Origin of the sequence: Rahnella sp. PAMC25617 (assembly GCF_050606005.1) — a bacterium.
In the GTDB taxonomy this organism is placed as follows: domain Bacteria; phylum Pseudomonadota; class Gammaproteobacteria; order Enterobacterales; family Enterobacteriaceae; genus Rahnella; species Rahnella variigena.
Window position 1 is genome coordinate 159,402 of the sequence record NZ_JBOCUM010000009.1, and the last position, 17,947, is coordinate 177,348.

Here is a 17,947-nt window from a genome sequence, read left to right on the forward strand (position 1 = left end):
TTACCCTACGCGTAACTGACCTGTCTGACCGCGTGGCGCATCGCCTTTGCTGGCAGCCAGATCCAAATCACGACCCTGCAACAGAATAATCTGCGCCGCCACATCGCCAACCTGATGACGGTAAGAGGTAATGGTACGGGCGAAAATGTTGTAGATAACCACGGCAGGGATCGCGGCAACCAGACCGACAGCCGTTGCCAGTAAAGCTTCTGCAATGCCCGGCGCTACAACGGCCAGGTTAGTGGTCTGCGTTTGCGCGATACCGATGAAGCTGTTCATGATGCCCCACACAGTACCGAACAGGCCGACGAACGGAGAGATTGCCCCGATAGTCGCCAGAATACCGTTACCACGGCCCATGTAACGGCCGGCTGCGCTGACGCGACGCTCAAGGCGGAAACCGGTACGTTCTTTGATGCCGTTGTTGTCGGTGGAACCTGCTGACAGCTCGAGTTCATTCTGTGCGTCACGGATCATCTGGGCGCTGATGCTGCTGGCGGCGAAGCTTTCGGCTTGCTCAGCGGCTTCGTCCAGCGTACGGACAGAAGACAGCGCATCAAACTCGCGGCGCATACGGCGTTTGCCAGTGAACACTTCAGCACCTTTGCTGAACAGCAACGCCCAGGTGACGACAGAGGCCAGCAGCAGGCCAATCATGACGGTTTTCACCACCGCATCGGCGTGGTGATACATGCCCATAACAGACAAATCGGTAGGAATGACAGGCGTCGCTTCGGACGGAGTCGGTTGCATCACCGGTGCTGGCGTTGCATCACTGTTCGCCGGTGCAGGGGCATCCGCCGCTGCCGGTTGAGTTGTTGCAGAATTGACGGCTTGTCCAGCCGGCGTCGCAGGTGCAGCCATCGCGTTGCCGCTTAAGCCAGCAACCAACATCAACGACATCAGTAATGAGGTCGCCTCTTTCATCTTATTGCGAGCCGTTTTCACGCGTCGCCTCCAGCCAGAATCAGTGTGTAGAAGGAATGAATAACGCCGAATGATATCAAAGAAAAAGGCCTAATTGATAGTCGTTCTCATTATTATTTACATTGTCGCGCCTGCAGGCTGGCGTGTCATTGACAGACGACAAGGTTTTTCGTGTTTGCACAAGGGATGAACAATTTAATCTGCGTCACACTTTCCAAAAGAATTACGCGGTAAATCAATCATCTGAGCTTCAACATCTAAGTCAAAACAATGTTTTAAATATTAAGTAACACCTTTTTACATTTGTTGCGAGTTTGTGATAATGCTCAAATACCGCACAGTAAAAAATAGGATAAGGTGCTTACTCAGGCGAAGACCGCATACCGGCAATGCTTGTATCCCTATAATTTAAAAGCTTATTTACACATTTTTCATAATGAACAGGCCGGACCTTCCGTTGGCTCTGATCAACACTTGCTCTCATTTATCTTTCCCTTACTGAGTACCCTGGAGACAAACTGATGAAAATGCAAAAAGCACTTCTCAGCCTTTGCCTGAGTTCCGCGACCCTCTTATTTACCGCGGGTGTATCCGCACAAACGCTGAAGGCCGCCGATGTGCATCCGCAAGGCTATCCGAACGTCGTCGCCGTTCAGCACATGGGCGAAAAGCTGCAAAAGCAAACGGACGGACGCCTCGAAATCAAAACGTTCCCGGGCGGTGTTCTGGGGGATGAAAAGCAGGAAATTGAACAGGCACAGCTTGGCGCTCTGGATATTATCCGCGTATCGATGACGCCGGTTGCCTCGATTTTACCGGAGATAAACGTCTTCACCCTGCCCTATATATTCCGCGATGAAGACCACATGCACAAAGTGCTCGACGGTCAGATTGGCAAAGAAATCGGCGACAAAATCACCAACAACCCGAACTCCCGTCTGGTGTTCCTCGGCTGGATGGACGGCGGCACGCGTAACCTGATCACCAAAGAGCCGGTGGTGAAACCGGAAGATTTGCACGGCATGAAAATCCGCGTACAAGGCAGTCCGATTGCGCTGGCGACGCTGAAAGCCATGGGCGCAAACCCGGTGGCGATGGGCGTCAGTGAAGTGTTCAGCGGCATGCAGACCGGGGTTATCGACGGCACCGAAAACAACCCGCCGACGTTTGTCGCCCACAACTATCTGCCGGTGGTAAAAAACTACACCTACAGCCGTCACTTCATCATTCCGGAGCTGTTCCTGTATTCAAAAGTGAAATGGGACAAACTGAAACCGGAAGACCAGCAGTTAATCCTCAAGCTGGCGAAAGAAGCACAGGACGAGCAACGCGAACTGTGGAAAGCCTATAACGAGAAAGCGCTGGCAACGATGAAAGCAGGCGGCGTGAAATTCTATGAGATCGACCCTGCGACTTATGTCAAAGCCACGCAATCCGTGCGCGATGAATTCGGCAAAGACCATCAGGAACTGATGCAGCAAATCGCTGACGTTCAGTAAACCCTGACTCCGGCAGCCTGCGGGCTGCCTCTTTATGATCTTTCGCCGGGGGATTTATGGTCTCGAGTTATCACACCCTGATGGACATTCTTTACCGCTGCGCGATGTGGCTCGCCGGTATTGCGTTACTGCTGATGGTCGCGGTGATCCCGGTTGGGATCTTCGCCCGCTACGTGATGAACAGCGCCCTGTCGTGGCCGGAGCCGATCGCGATTATGTGCATGGTGACGTTCACCTTTATCGGTGCCGCCGTCAGTTACCGCGCCGGTTCGCACATTGTGGTGGCGATGGTCACCGACCGTCTGCCGCCTGCGCTGAAAAAATTCTCCGCCCTGCTGGCTGACCTGATGATGCTGGCGATCAGCGTGTTTATTTTCTGGTACAGCCTGCAATTGTGCAGCGAACTCTGGCAACAGCCGGTGGCGGAATTCCCGCTGCTGACCGCCGGACAAACCTATCTGCCGCTGCCCATAGGTTCTGCGCTGACGCTGTTATTCATCATTGAGCAGATCATTGCCGGCCCGCAGCATCAGCGGCCAGTGGTGATGCTGGGCAATTCTGACGCCTGACCGGAGCCTGTTATGGATGCATTAATCTTGTTGTTAACGCTGGCGGTAATGCTGGCGATTGGCGTGCCGGTCGCTTACGCCGTCGGGCTGAGCGCGCTGGCGGGAGCCTGGTGGATTGACCTGCCGTTTGAAGCGCTGATGATCCAGCTGACCAATGGCGTGAATAAGTTCTCTCTGCTGGCGATCCCGTTCTTTATTCTGGCGGGCGCGATCATGGCCGAAGGAGGGATCGCCCGCAGGCTGGTCAGTTTTGCCTACATCTTTGTCGGGTTTATCCGCGGCGGACTGTCGCTGGTGAATATCGTCGCCTCGACCTTTTTCGGCGCGATTTCCGGGTCCTCGGTAGCAGACACGGCGTCGATCGGCTCGGTGATGATCCCTGAAATGGAGAAGAAAGGTTATCCGCGTGACTTTGCGGCAGCGGTGACCGCCAGCGGCTCGGTGCAGGCTATCCTCACACCACCCAGCCATAACTCGGTGATTTATTCACTGGCGACCGGCGGCACGGTGTCGATTGCCGCGCTGTTCATCGCCGGTATTCTGCCCGGTTTACTGCTCAGCCTGACGCTGATGGTGATGTGCGTGGTGTTTGCGCACAAACGCGGTTATCCAAAAGGCGAACGCGTGCCGTTCCGCCAGGCGCTGAAGATTTTCATCGACACGCTGTGGGGGCTGATGACCGTTGTCATCATCATGGGCGGTATTCTCAGCGGAGTATTTACCGCAACAGAATCTGCGGCGATTGCCTGTCTGTGGTCATTCTTCGTCACCATGTTTATCTACCGCGATTACAAGTGGAGCGAGCTGCCGAAACTGATGTACCGCACGGTCAAAACCGTCAGCATCGTCATGATTCTGATCGGCTTTGCCGCCAGCTTTGGCGCAGTGATGACCTACATGCAGTTGCCTATGCGCATCACCGAATTCTTCACTTCGATCTCCGACAACAAGTACGTGATCCTCATGTGGATCAACATCATGCTGTTGCTGATCGGTACGCTGATGGACATGGCGCCGATCATTCTGATCCTGACGCCGGTGCTGTTGCCGGTGGTGTTATCACTCGGCATTGATCCGGTGCATTTCGGCATGATCATGCTGGTGAATCTGGGGATCGGGCTGATCACCCCGCCGGTCGGCTCGGTGCTGTTTGTCGCCAGTGCGGTGAGTAAACAGAGCATTGAGAAAGTGGTGAAAGCCATGATGCCGTTCTACTGCGTGCTGTTCGTGGTGCTGATGCTGGTGACCTATATTCCGACCATTTCGCTATTCCTGCCCAAACTCTTCGGCGTCTATACCGGCTGATGCCCAAAACTCGTTTCTCCCTTGCCCGTCGTCACGACGGGCTTTTTTTCTGTGAAACGGGCGCAGGCTGCTGAAATTTTCTCATCCACCCGCCAAAAGCCTGATCCCTGAAATTCATCATGTTAAGTTAATGACATATCGGCGGATGCTGGTGCATGCCGTGCAACGTAACAGGGTGAAATACGGATTATGACGTCTAAAAAAATTGAAACCGCGCTGGTCAGCGCCGGACGGGACAAGAAGTTCACGCAAGGCTCCGTGAATGCGGTCATTCAGCGCGCGTCATCTTTGGTCTTTGAAACCGTCGCGGATAAAAAACACGCCACCGCCAACCGTGCTAACGGCGAGCTGTTTTACGGACGCCGCGGCACCCTGACGCATTTCTCGCTACAGGAAGCGATGGTTGAGCTGGAAGGCGGCGCGGGGTGCGCGCTGTATCCGTGCGGCGCGGCGGCGGTCAGTAATGCGGTGCTTTCCTTTGTCAGCAGCGGAGACCACATTCTGGTAGCCGGTTCATCTTACGAACCGACGCAGGATTTCTGCGAAAAAGTGCTGAAAAAACTCGGTGTTTCCACCACCTATTTTCCTGCCAATATCGGTGCTGAGTTAGGTTCGCTGATGCAGCCGGATACCAAAGTGGTATTCCTCGAGTCGCCGGGCTCGATCACCATGGAAGTCCCGGATATCCCGGCGATGGTGAAAGCGGTGCGCGCAGTAAATCCGGACGTTGTCATCATGATCGATAACACCTGGGCGGCGGGCATTCTGTTTAAAGCGCTGGAATTTGATATCGATATTTCGATTCAGGCAGGCACCAAATATATCGTCGGTCATTCTGATGCGATGATTGGCACCGCCGTTTCTAATGAACGTTGCTGGGCGCAGTTACGTGAACATTCCTATCTGATGGGGCAAATGGTCGATGCTGATACCGCGTATGTCGCCAGCCGCGGGCTGCGCACCATGGGCGTGCGGCTGAAACAGCATGCAGAAAGCAGTATCCGCATCGCACAGTGGCTGGCGGAGCGTCCGGAAGTGGCAGTGGTCAATCATCCGGCATTGCCCGGCAGCAAAGGCCATGAATTCTGGAAGCGGGATTTCACCGGCAGCTGCGGCCTGTTCTCTTTTGTGCTGAAACAGCGCCTGAGCAAACAACAGCTTTCTGACTATCTCGACCACTTCGAGCATTTCAGCATGGCGTATTCGTGGGGTGGCTTTGAATCGCTGGTTCTGGCCAATCAGCCGGAAGAAATTCAGGCTATCCGCCCGGCGGAAACCGTCGATTTTACCGGTACGCTGGTTAGATTACATATCGGGCTGGAAAACTGTGACGATCTGATTGCCGATCTTTCAACAGCTTTTGAACGGATAACGACTTCCTGAGCCACAGAGATTGCGACATAACGCGCAGATCGGTAAGGTAAGTGGCGGATATTCATTCGCAAAATGATAATAATCTGTAAGCTCTTTAGAGCCCCGGGCGACTGATGCCGGAGCCTTCTGTCTTTTTTACAGTGTCCTCAGATCAACATATCCAACATCGATCCGCGTTACACTGGCAGGCGACAGTTTTTAATGAACAGAAACAGGACAGAATATGGCAGTGCTTTGCGACATTTTTCATGCGCTCTGGCAGCATGATTTCAGTATGCTCGCCGACCCGAATCTTCTCTGGGTCATTTATGCCGTCCTGTTTGCCACGCTGTTTCTGGAAAACGGCTTATTACCTGCCTCTTTCCTGCCCGGTGACAGCCTGCTGCTGCTGACCGGCGCGCTGATTGCTAAAGGCGTCATGAGCTTCGTTCCTACCCTGATTATTCTGGTGACGGCCGCGAGCCTCGGCTGCTGGCTGAGTTATATTCAGGGACGCTGGCTGGGTCACACCAAACTGGTCAAAGGCTGGCTGTTACAGCTTCCGGCGCATTATCACCAGCGAGCGCATCAGATGTTTATTCAGCACGGGCTGATGGCGCTGCTTGTCGGGCGTTTTCTGGCTTTCGTGCGGACACTGTTACCGACAATGGCTGGGATTTCCGGCCTCAACAATGCCCGTTTCCAGTTCTTTAACTGGCTGAGCGCCATATTGTGGGTGGGTGTGGTGATTTCTCTGGGCTTCGCACTGAGCCACATTCCGATTGTTAAACGCCATGAAGATCAGGTCATGGCGGGACTGATGATTTTACCGGTTCTGTTGCTGGTCGTCGGTCTGGCTGGCGCGGTGCTGGTTATCTGGAAAAAACGGAAATGCCGTTTCTGAGCCCTTTCTGAAACCTTTCGCAACAGACCGGTTCAGGCCTTAAATGCCACGTCCGTTAACGCCAGCACACCGGAACTCCCTTCGCGCAGACGCGCCATCTCATCACTCGGCGTGACGCCAAAATAGCGTTTGAACTCCCGGCTGAACTGGGACGCGCTTTCATACCCCACCTGTAATGCCGCCACGCTGGCTTTCACGCCATCATAAATCATCAAGGTACGCGCACGGTGCAGGCGATAGGTTTTCAGATACTGCAGCGGCGACGTGCTGGTTACGGCTTTGAAGTTATGGTGAAACGCCGAAATACTCATGTTCACTTCACTGGCCAGCGTTTCCACGCTGAGATTGTCGGCGTACTGCGCCTCAATACGGCGCAGGGATTTGGCAATCTGGCTGAAATGGGTATGACGATTAACCAGCGCCTGGAGCGCGCCGCCGTTCTCACTGGTCAGAATAAAGAACAGGATTTCGCGTATAATTTTAGGCCCCAGAATGCGGGCGTGCAGTGGCTTATCCATCACATCCAGCAGGCGTTCGGTCGCACAAAGAATATCGCCATCCAGCACGCCGGAGTTGATGCCTGTTGACGATTCTTTCTGACGCGCCATGCTTTCGTCGCCCATATCCATCAGCAGATCCTGCAACATCAGGTTATCAATGCTGATCTGAATACCGGCCAGCGGCTCTTCGGGGCTGCTGAAGGTTTCACATTCGAAAGGCAGCGGAACGGTCAGCATCAGATAATTGTGCGGATCGTAAGAGAAGGTTTTCTTGCCCAGATAACCGACTTTTCGTCCCTGAAAAAGGATCACAATGCCGGGATTGTACAAAACCGGCTGACGCGGATGGTAACGTGTGGTGTACATCAGCGTCACCTGCGGAACCGCCGACGGCACGAGATTTTTATCACCACTGAGCCGGGCGACTCTTGCCGCCATGCGGGCGCACAGGCTGTTCACGTTTTCCATTATTTCGCTCCACATATTCACTAAACTGGCACTGATTCTGCCATAACCTCCTGCGTTCCTACAGAGACAAGCAGAAACAGGCAAGACTCTGGCAGAAATGGGCATCATGCTGCTGCCCATTTTCTCTTACAGTTAATGTCGCCTTCCGCAGGGGGACACACCTGCATAAATGCGATGAACTGCTAGTCTGTATGGACGTACTTTTCATTCGCTGATCGTGAGCGACCTTCGGTCACCGATTCTTTTTTTCTGATAAATCCTTATTTCAATTCATTATTCGTCTAACCGAGAGTTCGGAGGATTGTATGTCTGCACCTGTTGCTGCTGAAAATACCTTTAACGCCTGGGCCGCTGCCGGCCCGAACCAGCCACTCGAAGCGTTTGCTTTCGACGCCGGCCCGATTGGCGACGAAGAAATTGAAGTCGCCATTGATTATTGCGGCGTTTGCCATTCGGATCTGTCGATGCTTAATAATGACTGGGGCATCACGCAGTATCCGTTTGTTCCGGGCCATGAAGTGGTCGGCAAAATCGTCAAAATTGGTAATCATGCGCAGAACAAAGGGCTAAAAGTCGGCCAGATTGTCGGCGTGGGCTGGAACCGTGGCAGCTGTATGCACTGTCATCCTTGTATGTCCGGCGATCAGCACCTTTGTCATGACGTGGAAGCCACCATCATCGGCCATCACGGCGGTTTCGCGGACAAGATCCGCAGCCACTGGGCGTGGGCTATTCCGCTGCCGGAAGGCGTGGATATCACCAGCGCCGGTCCGTTGTTCTGTGGCGGTATTACCGTCTTTAACCCGCTGTTGCAGTTTGGCGTGTTGCCGACCCACCGCGTTGGCGTGATTGGCATCGGCGGTTTAGGCCACATGGCGCTGCGTTTCCTGAATGCCTGGGGCTGCGAAGTCACTGCGTTTACGTCATCGATGGCGAAACGTGACGAAGCGGTTTCACTCGGTGCGCACCGCGTTATTGCTACCCGTGACAGTGATGAACTGAAGAAAATCGCCGGTCAGCTGGACTTCATTATGGTCACCGCCAATGCCTCGCTGGACTGGGACGCCATTATTGGCGCGCTGGCACCGAAAGGCCGTCTGCACTTTGTCGGCGTGGTGCCGGAAGCGGTACCGCTGCATGTGATGGCGCTGATCAGCAAACAGGCTGAGGTTTCCGGTTCACCGACCGGCTCCCCTTCCCGTCTGGCTGACATGCTGGCGTTCTGCGCCCGTCATGACATCACGCCGCAGGTTGAGCACTTCCCGCTGAGCAAAATCAATGATGCCGTGGAGCATCTGCATGAAGGGAAAGCGCGCTATCGCGTGGTGCTGGATATGAACGCCTAGGCATCTTCCGTGTCTGAATATACGTAGCCTGCTCAGCAAGATGCCGTTTCGTTTACTAGACTTAACGTCAATCCCTACACGGTGCCCGTCCTCTGCGGCGGGTACTCTGCCCTGAAAGGAGAAACTCATGGCAACGCAACCCATCATCAAACTTCACGATGGCAATCTGATGCCTCAGTTAGGACTTGGCGTATGGAAAGCCAGTAATCAGGAAGCCACCAGCGCGGTGAAAACGGCGATCGAAACCGGTTATCGTCATATTGATACCGCCGCCATCTACAAAAATGAGGAAGGCGTCGGCGAAGCAATTGCCGCCAATCTGGTGCCTCGCGAAGAGCTGTTTATCACCACCAAACTGTGGAATGACGATCAGCTGAACGCACCACAAGCGCTTGAAACCAGCCTTAAAAAGCTGAAAACTGATTATGTCGATTTATACCTGATCCACTGGCCGCAACCGGCTCAGGGACATTACGTCGATGCCTGGAAAGCGCTGCTGAAACTGAAAGAACAAGGTCTGGCGAAAAGCATCGGCGTGTGTAATTTCCCGCTGCAACATTTGCAGAAGCTGAAAGATGAAACCGGCATTTTCCCTGTCGTGAATCAGATTGAGCTTCACCCGCTGATGCAACAGCGCCAGCTGCATGCCTGGAACGCCACACACACCATCGCCACCGAATCCTGGAGCCCGCTGGCACAGGGCGGCGAAGGCGTGTTTAATCAGCCGCTGATCCAGAAACTGGCGGAAAAATACGACAAGACGCCTGCGCAGATTGTTATCCGCTGGCACTTAGATAACGGGCTGATTGTTATCCCGAAATCGGTAACACCAAAACGCATCCGCGAAAACTTCGACGTGTTTGATTTCAAACTGGAAAAAGAAGAACTGGCGGAAGTCACCAAGCTGGATAAAGAGCAGCGTCTGGGGCCGGATCCGGAAAAAGATCTGTAAGCCGTTTGAGAGTGCAGAAAAACAAAAACCCGCCGAGGCGGGTTTTTTATTGCGCGAATGACGCTTACATCGAAGGCTGTACCAGCATATTGGCCGCTGAGCCGCGGTCGGCCAGTTCCAGCGCGCCACTGCGGTAGACGAACGGGAAGTGCTCATAAGAAGGCTGATTGAAATACACCAGCAGTTCGACATCGCCATCGACCCAAACGGTATCTTTGAATCCGGCATCTTCCACCAGCGGCGCGGCGCCATTGACGCTTTTCACCAGGAAGGACACCCCTTCAACATGGAACGTCTGCGGTAAATCGGCATGCACCGTCCAGCGTTCCCACGTGCCTTGCTGCGCAGTCAGATCGATACGGTTGATATCCCACAGCGCGCCGTTGATCCCCGGTTCACTGTCGCCTAAGCGCAGGTCACGGGTACGGACGACGTTGCCGGTCAGGATCTGATCGGCCAGCAAACGCATCGGCAGATTATCCGTCACCAGCGGCAGCAGGCCGGTCGGTTTCAGGGTCAGCACAATGGTAGAAACCAGAATGCTTGAAGGTTCGAACAGGCCGCGCAGTCTGTCCATCACGCCTGCGGCTTCACCGGCAGTAATCGACACTTCTTCGCCCTGTGACATATCCACCAGCACTTCGCGGCGCTCGCCCGGCCCGAGAGAAAGACGTTTTACCGTCATTGGCGCTGGCAGGAAACCCAGATCGGAACCGACAACGTGGAACGCGCGGTTATCGGTCATGCTCAGTTCATAACGGCGCGCATTCGAGGCATTGAGTAAACGCAGACGCACCCAGCCACGTGAAACTTCTACGAACGGGCTTTGCACACCGTTCACCAGCATGGTATCGCCAAAGAATCCTCCGGAAGCCGGTGTGTCGTATTGCGGCACGCCGAACCCATCCAGACGCTTGTCCTGAATGATGATCGGGAAATCATCCACGCCGTAATGGTTCGGTAACGGCAGATTTTTGCTGACTTCGTCCTCGACAATCCACATCCCCGCTAAACCGTTATAAACGTGCGGTGCCATGCGGTTCGGGGTATTGGCGTGATACCAGCAGGTCGCCGCCGCCTGACGAATAGGCAATACCGGGGACCAGTCAACGCCCGGCTGCATCAGACGCGCGGCGCCACCGGTTAAGGTGCCCGGTTCAAGCAGACCGCTGACGGTCATAGAAACAGCTTCTGCCAGACGGTTGCTGTAAATCAGTTTTACGTCATCACCGCTGTGTACTTTGACCGTCGGGCCAAGGTACATGCCATTGATGCCCCAGACCGGCGCTTTTGCGCCACCCAGGAATGACCAGTGAGCAGCCTGCAAAGTCAGAAACAGGGGTTGTCCGCGACGCGATTCGAGCAACGGCGGAACGGGCAATACAGGTTGCGAACCACTCGCTTCTGCTTTTAATGGCAGAGCACCTGCGGCAAGAGCCACGCCGGAGGCTTGCAGGAACGAGCGACGACTGAGTGACATATCTTCTCCATGAAAACAAGATCAGGAACTGTGTAGAATCCGCCGCCATCAATGGCAGCGGGAAAAATGGCATCAACTGAATTTTATTTTTTTGCGGCGGCTTCGCGCTGGGCGACTTCGGCATCCAGCTCGGCAATTTTGTCCGCCATGATCTGACGACAGTGCTCGGACAATTCACGCAGGCGCTCTTTGGTATAACCGCTGGTGTCGATTGGCGGCAGCATTTCAACAATCACCAGGCCGTTTGACCAGCGATTTAACTTCACCTTGTTACTGGTGTTCGATACGCAGATCGGCACAATCGGCACACCGGCAGCAATGGCAGCATGGAAAGCGCCGGTTTTGAATGGCATCAGGCCACGGCCACGGCTGCGGGTCCCTTCCGGGAACATCCAGATCGACAGATTCTTTTTCTTAATCTGGGTCACGACCTGAGAAATGGTACCGTGCGCTTTGGCGCGATTATCACGGTCAATCAGCAGGTTGCCCGTCAGCCAGTAAAGCTGACCAAAGAACGGGATCCAGGCCAGGCTTTTCTTGCCGACGGTCACCGTTCCTGGCATGACGACGGACGAAGCCGTCACCATGTCATAATTGTTCTGATGGTTGGCAATATAAATACAGTTGCCGTTATTCACTGCTTCTGCAGGAATACGTTGTTCTACACGAAGGCCAAATACGGGTGCCAGACGACCAAACAGCTTACCGAAAGTCGACACATGTTTCGGGTTCCGCGGACTGAAAAGACAATAAATACAACCAAAAACAGAGACCAGAATCGAGTAAACCACCACGATAATCAGACGCAAAATAAATAACATAACATCCTCTTAAAACTACAGCCGAAGCCGGTAAGAAACCTGTGCAGTTTCGCTCCCTGTGAGGTGAACTATTCTCAAGCCTCATTCAGCAGGGCACAACGGTTTTATTGATACAAATGTAAAATCTTTGCACTGCACAACAGTCTCAGGCCGCTGCAACCCTCTCAAACGATTTCAGGGCACAAATGTGCCCTGTCGGTTAAGAAGTTACAGCCATTTTATTCTTCGCTGTCACCACCACCGGTGCGCACAGGCGCATCGACTTCAACCCGATCGATACGTTGCAGTCCGCGTGGCAGCAGGGTTCCCTTGCGGCCACGTTCAGCACGGAATTTTTGCAAATCTTCCGGACGCAGAACCAGCTTACGTTTACCCACATGCAGGGTAACTGATGTTTGCGGTGGCAACACCAGCAGCCATTGTAGTTTATCTTCACCACTTGCTGCCTGCGCAGAAGGGATTGAAACAATTTTGTTACCTTTGCCTTTCGACAACTGCGGTAAATCAGCCACCGGGAACATCAGCATCCGGCCCGCGGCTGTGATTGACAGCAACATATCATCAGCGCCATGAAGCTCCATTGGCGGGAACGCTTTCGCATTTTCCGGCAAGGTGATCATCGCTTTACCGGCACGGTTGCGCGCCACTAAATCATTGAAGGTACAAACGAAACCGTAACCGGCGTCGGAAGCCATCAGTAACTTCTGATCGTCGGCAGCCATCAGCACGTGTTCAATGGTCGCGCCCGGCGGCGGTGTCAGTTTACCGGTCAGTGGTTCACCCTGACCGCGCGCCGATGGCAACGTGGTCGGATCCAGCGCGTAACTGCGCCCGGTGGAATCCATAAACACCACCGGCTGATTGCTCTTGCCTTTCGCTGCAGCACGGAAACTGTCTCCCGCTTTGTAGCTCAGGCCGGAAGCATCAATGTCATGACCTTTAGCACTGCGCACCCAGCCTGATTCGGACAACACAATCGTGACAGGCTCAGACGGGATGAAATCGTGCTCGCTCATCGCCTTAGCTTCTTCGCGTTCAGTGATCGGCGAACGACGATCGTCACCAAAGGCTTCGGCGTCAGCCTGAATTTCTTTGCGGATCAGTGTACTGAGTTTGCGTTCAGAGGCCAGCAGCGCCTGCAGCTGATCGCGCTCTTTCGCCAGTTCATCCTGCTCACCACGGATCTTGGTTTCTTCGAGTTTCGCCAAATGACGTAATTTCAACTCGAGAATCGCTTCTGCCTGAGTATCTGACAGCTCAAAACGCTGCATCAGCACCGGTTTTGGCTCGTCTTCGCTACGGATGATGTGAATGACTTCATCTATATTCAGGAACGCCGTCAGCAAACCTTCGAGGATATGCAGGCGTTTCAGCACTTTATCGAGGCGGTAGTTCAGACGACGGCGTACGGTATCGCGACGATAAACCAGCCATTCGGTCAGAATTTCCAGCAGCCCTTTCACCTGCGGACGGTGATCGAGGCCGATCATATTCATGTTGATGCGGTAGCTGCGTTCCAGATCCGTGGTCGCGAACAGATGATTCATCACCTGATCCAGGTCGATACGGTTAGAGCGCGGAACCACTACCAGACGCGTCGGGTTCTCGTGATCGGATTCGTCACGCAGATCTTCGACCATCGGCAGCTTTTTGGCACGCATCTGGTTGGCAATTTGCTCCAACACTTTCGCACCGGACACCTGATGAGGTAACGCGGTAATCACCGCGCTGCCATCTTCTTTGTGCCAGACCGCACGCATACGCACCGAGCCTTTGCCCGATTCGTACATTTTGCGGATTTCATTGCGTGGCGTAATGATTTCGGCTTCGGTCGGGAAATCTGGCCCCTGAACGAATTCCAGCAAATCTTCCAGCGAGCTGTTCGGTTTTTCCAGCAATGCGACCGCAGCGGCAGCCACTTCACGGATGTTATGCGGCGGAATATCCGTCGCCATCCCGACCGCAATGCCGGTGGTGCCATTGAGCAGAATATTCGGCAGACGCGCAGGCAGCATTTTCGGCTCCTGCATAGTGCCGTCAAAGTTCGGCACGTAATCGACCGTCCCCTGCCCTAATTCACGTAACAGAACGTCGGCATATTTCGACAAACGCGATTCGGTATAACGCATCGCAGCAAATGATTTCGGATCATCCGGCGCACCCCAGTTCCCTTGCCCGTCAACCAGCGGATAACGGTAAGAGAAAGGCTGTGCCATCAGCACCATCGCTTCATAACAGGCGCTGTCGCCGTGCGGATGGTATTTACCCAGCACGTCACCGACGGTACGCGCGGATTTTTTGAATTTGGCGTTATTACTCAGGCCCAGCTCGGACATCGCATAAATAATACGACGCTGTACCGGCTTGAGCCCGTCACCGATAAACGGCAGCGCGCGGTCCATGATGACGTACATGGAATAGTTGAGATAGGCGTTCTCAGTAAACGTGTGCAGGGCTAAACGCTCTGTTCCGTCATGAGTCATTTCGCTCATTGATGTTTAATCCTCAGACCCGTGGCGTTATCGTTTTGGAAATTAAGGAAGCTTGCACCCGCTGGCGCATAATAAGGCGGCGTACACGAGGCAATGATGTCCGCGATAGTACATCATCTGCCGTATGGCTGTCACAGTTGCTGTGTTTATGCCTTCTTTTTAAACAATTATTCCGCAATAAAATGGCTCAATTGCCGTGCTGTTTCTTCCATTATTGCATCTGAGTCAATAGTCTTGTGCGCGATATCACATTTTTCTGCGGGACAGAGTTAAGTACACTACGTGATAACAGCCTGACCACCAGAATTCTATTTAAGGGAACTCCATGAGCAATATCCTGATTATCAATGCCGGCAAAACATTTGCCCATTCCAAAGGCGCACTGAACAACAGCCTGACTGAAGTCGCAACCAGCTTCCTGCGTGATAAAGGCCACGACGTGCGTGTGACCGTGCTGGAAGACGGTTATGACGTGCAAACCGAAATCGAAAGCTATCTGTGGGCAGATGCCATTATTTATCAGCAGCCGGGCTGGTGGATGGGGATGCCATGGACGCTGAAAAAATACATCGATGAAGTGTTCACTGAAGGCCACGGCAAACTGTACGCCAGCGATGGACGTACCCGTTCTGATGAATCGAAAAAATACGGTTCCGGTGGCCTGCTGCATGGCAAGTGCTACATGCTGTCCGTGACCTGGAACGCACCTCTGGAAGCGTTCGAAGATAAAGAACAGTTCTTCCACGGCGTTGGCGTTGACGGCGTTTATCTGGCACAACACAAGGCCAACCAGTTTGTCGGCCTCGATACGCTGCCGACCTTTATGTGTAACGACGTGATTAAACAGCCTGATGTAGAAGGTGATTTTGCGCGCTACCGTGCTCACCTTGAAAATGTATTCGGTCAGGCTTAAGGTTTAGGGTCACCCGGGAAAGAGGTTTTTTATGATCACTGTTATTGCTGAAATCAAAGTAAAACCAGGCCGTCGCGATTCGGTTATGGAAAAAATCATCGCCCTGCTGCCGGAGGTTCAGGCTGAAAAAGGCTGCCATCGTTACGAGCCTTACGTTGATTTCAACGGGCAGATCCCGTGGCGTAAAACCGTACCTGATTCCATCTTTATGCTGGAAGACTGGGAAAGCCTGGCGCATCTCGAAGCGCATCAGCAGGCTGAACATATGGACAAGCACCGCGAAAACATCAAAGCCGACGTGCTGGATGTGGTGATCCATATTATTGAGAAAGCGTAGTCGTAAGACCTGCGCAGTTCAGAAAACAAAAATGCCGGAGCTGTGAAGCGTCCGGCATTTTTTATGGGTGCAGCGAAATGAAAAGGATCAGACGTCCAGTTCGGCAGTGTCGCCTTTTTCCTGCAACCAGTTACGGCGATCTTCTGAACGCTTCTTGGCCAGCAACATATCCATCATGCGCAGTGTCTGATCGATATCCTCTTCATCGATTGTCAGTTGCACCAGACGACGGGTATTCGGATCCAGCGTGGTTTCGCGCAGTTGGAGCGGGTTCATTTCACCCAGACCTTTAAAGCGCTGTACGTTCGGTTTGCCTTTCTTGCGTTTCAGCTGATCCAGCACGCCTTCTTTTTCCTGCTCATCCAGCGCGTAGAACACTTCTTTGCCCAGATCGATACGGTATAAAGGCGGCATCGCGACATACACATGACCGCCGCGCACCAGAGACCGGAAGTGACGGACAAACAATGCGCACAGCAGCGTGGCGATATGTAAGCCGTCGGAGTCCGCATCCGCAAGGATACAGATTTTGCCGTAACGCAGCTGGGTCAGATCTTCGCTGTCCGGATCGATACCGATCGCCACGGAAATGTCATGCACTTCCTGCGAAGCCAGCACTTCATCAGAAGAGACTTCCCAGGTGTTTAAGATCTTACCTTTGAGCGGCATGATCGCCTGATATTCACGATCACGTGCCTGTTTGGCAGAACCGCCCGCGGAATCCCCTTCCACCAGGAAAAGTTCGGTCATGTTCAGATCCTGCGAGGTACAGTCTGCCAGTTTGCCCGGCAGCGCAGGGCCGCTGGTCAGTTTCTTACGCACGACTTTTTTCGCTGCGCGCAGACGACGCTGAGCGCTGGAAATGCACAGTTCAGCCAGCTGTTCTGCCGCCTGAACGTTCTGGTTCAGCCACAGACTGAACGCATCTTTCACCACGCCGGAAACAAACGCTGCGCACTGGCGCGAAGACAGACGTTCTTTGGTCTGACCGGCGAATTGCGGATCCTGCATTTTCACTGACAGCACATAGGCGCAGCGTTCCCAGATATCTTCAGCAGACAGTTTCACGCCGCGCGGCAGGATATTGCGGAACTCGCAGAACTCACGCATGGCGTCGAGCAGCCCCTGACGCAGACCGTTGACGTGCGTACCGCCCTGCATGGTCGGGATCAGGTTGACATAGCTTTCAGTCAGCAGTTCGCCGCCTTCCGGCAGCCACAACAGCGCCCAGTCTACGGCTTCCGTATCACCGGCAAAATTACCGACAAAGGCTTTTTCAGGCAGTGTGATCAGGCCGTTGACGGCTTCCATCAGGTAGTCAGTCAGACCGTCTTCATAACACCAGCGTTGCTCGGTGTTATTCACTTTGTCTTTGAACAGAATTTCTACGCCAGGACACAGTACGGCTTTGGCTTTCAGCAAATGGCTGAGGCGGCTGACCGAAAAACGCGGGCTGTCGAAGAAGCTGCCATCTGGCCAGAAATGTACGCTGGTTCCGGTATTGCGTTTACCGCAGGTGCCGGTCACGTGCAAATCCTGCACTTTATCGCCGTTTTCAAACGCCATTTCATACACTTCGCCGCCGCGTTTTACCGCCACTTCGACGCGTTTAGACAAGGCGTTGACCACCGAGATCCCTACGCCGTGCAGGCCGCCGGAAAACTGGTAGTTTTTATTCGAGAATTTACCGCCTGCGTGCAGACGGCAGAAAATCAGTTCAACTGCCGGGACGCCTTCTTCTGCGTGGATATCCACGGGCATACCACGGCCATCATCGATGACTTCCAGAGACTGGTCTTCGTGAAGGATCACTTCGATGCGTTTCGCGTGACCGGCTAATGCCTCATCCACGCTGTTATCAATAACTTCCTGGCCGAGATGGTTTGGCCGGGTGGTATCGGTATACATGCCCGGACGGCGGCGCACCGGTTCGAGTCCGCTGAGGACCTCTATGGAATCCGCGTTATAAGTTGATTGGCTCATCGTTGATTATTCGTGGCTCATAGGTTTGTGGGCTAACGATACAGTATTTGGGCGGGTATCAGCACTGGCAGCAAGCAGACGCGATTAATCCGGGGATA

Annotated in this window: 15 protein-coding genes; 9 read left to right on the forward strand and 6 right to left on the reverse strand. The window is 53.7% G+C overall.

Features of this window, described 5'->3' with window-relative positions; all coding sequences use genetic code 11:
- Positions 1-927 (reverse strand): tol-pal system-associated acyl-CoA thioesterase, encoded by a 927-nt coding sequence (gene exbB / locus ACM615_RS13310; protein WP_240783352.1) that lies wholly within the window; start codon positions 925-927, stop codon positions 1-3.
- A gap of 521 nt (positions 928-1,448) precedes the next feature.
- Here exbB and ACM615_RS13315 point away from each other — a divergent pair.
- The 5 genes from ACM615_RS13315 to ACM615_RS13335 all read left to right on the forward strand — a co-directional run bounded on the left by ACM615_RS13315 (position 1,449) and on the right by ACM615_RS13335 (position 6,557).
- Complete coding sequence (locus ACM615_RS13315) at positions 1,449-2,426, forward strand: TRAP transporter substrate-binding protein (RefSeq protein WP_112287740.1); 978 nt, start codon at positions 1,449-1,451, stop codon at positions 2,424-2,426.
- Positions 2,427-2,482: 56 nt separating this feature from the next.
- Complete coding sequence (locus ACM615_RS13320) at positions 2,483-2,995, forward strand: TRAP transporter small permease (RefSeq protein WP_112287741.1); 513 nt, start codon at positions 2,483-2,485, stop codon at positions 2,993-2,995.
- A 12-nt stretch (positions 2,996-3,007) separates the two neighbouring features.
- Complete coding sequence (locus tag ACM615_RS13325; protein WP_112287742.1) at positions 3,008-4,300, forward strand: TRAP transporter large permease; 1,293 nt, start codon at positions 3,008-3,010, stop codon at positions 4,298-4,300.
- Positions 4,301-4,489: 189 nt separating this feature from the next.
- Positions 4,490-5,683, forward strand: coding sequence for a cystathionine beta-lyase (gene metC / locus ACM615_RS13330; protein WP_431012021.1), 1,194 nt, complete (start codon positions 4,490-4,492; stop codon positions 5,681-5,683).
- A 214-nt stretch (positions 5,684-5,897) separates the two neighbouring features.
- A complete protein-coding gene (locus ACM615_RS13335) occupies positions 5,898-6,557 on the forward strand; it encodes a DedA family protein (RefSeq protein WP_112287744.1) in 660 nt (219 codons plus the stop codon).
- Between the two features lie 32 nt (positions 6,558-6,589).
- On the opposite strand, the gene ACM615_RS13340 is transcribed toward ACM615_RS13335, so the two are convergent.
- Positions 6,590-7,525, reverse strand: coding sequence for an AraC family transcriptional regulator (locus tag ACM615_RS13340; RefSeq protein WP_112287745.1), 936 nt, complete (start codon positions 7,523-7,525; stop codon positions 6,590-6,592).
- Positions 7,526-7,830: 305 nt separating this feature from the next.
- Here ACM615_RS13340 and ahr point away from each other — a divergent pair, with 305 nt between their 5' ends.
- Positions 7,831-8,871, forward strand: a complete 1,041-nt coding sequence (gene ahr / locus ACM615_RS13345) for an NADPH-dependent aldehyde reductase Ahr (protein WP_112287746.1) — start codon at positions 7,831-7,833, stop codon at positions 8,869-8,871.
- A 127-nt stretch (positions 8,872-8,998) separates the two neighbouring features.
- Entirely contained in the window at positions 8,999-9,823 is an 825-nt protein-coding gene (gene dkgA / locus ACM615_RS13350; RefSeq protein WP_129639268.1) for a 2,5-didehydrogluconate reductase DkgA, read from the forward strand.
- A gap of 64 nt (positions 9,824-9,887) precedes the next feature.
- On the opposite strand, the gene ftsP is transcribed toward dkgA, so the two are convergent.
- The 3 genes from ftsP to parC form a co-directional block, all read right to left on the reverse strand.
- Positions 9,888-11,303: a cell division protein FtsP gene (gene ftsP / locus ACM615_RS13355; RefSeq protein ID WP_113877383.1), complete on the reverse strand. Its 1,416-nt coding sequence runs from the start codon at positions 11,301-11,303 to the stop codon at positions 9,888-9,890.
- Between the two features lie 83 nt (positions 11,304-11,386).
- A complete protein-coding gene (locus tag ACM615_RS13360) occupies positions 11,387-12,124 on the reverse strand; it encodes a 1-acylglycerol-3-phosphate O-acyltransferase (RefSeq protein WP_112286706.1) in 738 nt (245 codons plus the stop codon).
- Positions 12,125-12,342: 218 nt separating this feature from the next.
- Positions 12,343-14,616 carry a DNA topoisomerase IV subunit A gene (gene parC, locus ACM615_RS13365; RefSeq protein WP_129639270.1) on the reverse strand — a complete coding sequence of 758 codons (2,274 nt, stop codon included), beginning with the start codon at positions 14,614-14,616 and terminating at the stop codon, positions 12,343-12,345.
- Positions 14,617-14,941: 325 nt separating this feature from the next.
- Here parC and ACM615_RS13370 point away from each other — a divergent pair, with 325 nt between their 5' ends.
- Positions 14,942-15,529, forward strand: coding sequence for an NAD(P)H-dependent oxidoreductase (locus ACM615_RS13370; protein WP_129639271.1), 588 nt, complete (start codon positions 14,942-14,944; stop codon positions 15,527-15,529).
- 31 nt (positions 15,530-15,560) lie between these two features.
- Entirely contained in the window at positions 15,561-15,866 is a 306-nt protein-coding gene (locus tag ACM615_RS13375) for a putative quinol monooxygenase (RefSeq protein WP_431012022.1), read from the forward strand.
- 87 nt (positions 15,867-15,953) lie between these two features.
- On the opposite strand, the gene parE is transcribed toward ACM615_RS13375, so the two are convergent.
- Positions 15,954-17,849 carry a DNA topoisomerase IV subunit B gene (parE, locus tag ACM615_RS13380; protein ID WP_112286710.1) on the reverse strand — a complete coding sequence of 632 codons (1,896 nt, stop codon included), beginning with the start codon at positions 17,847-17,849 and terminating at the stop codon, positions 15,954-15,956.
- Positions 17,850-17,947 lie beyond the last annotated feature (98 nt).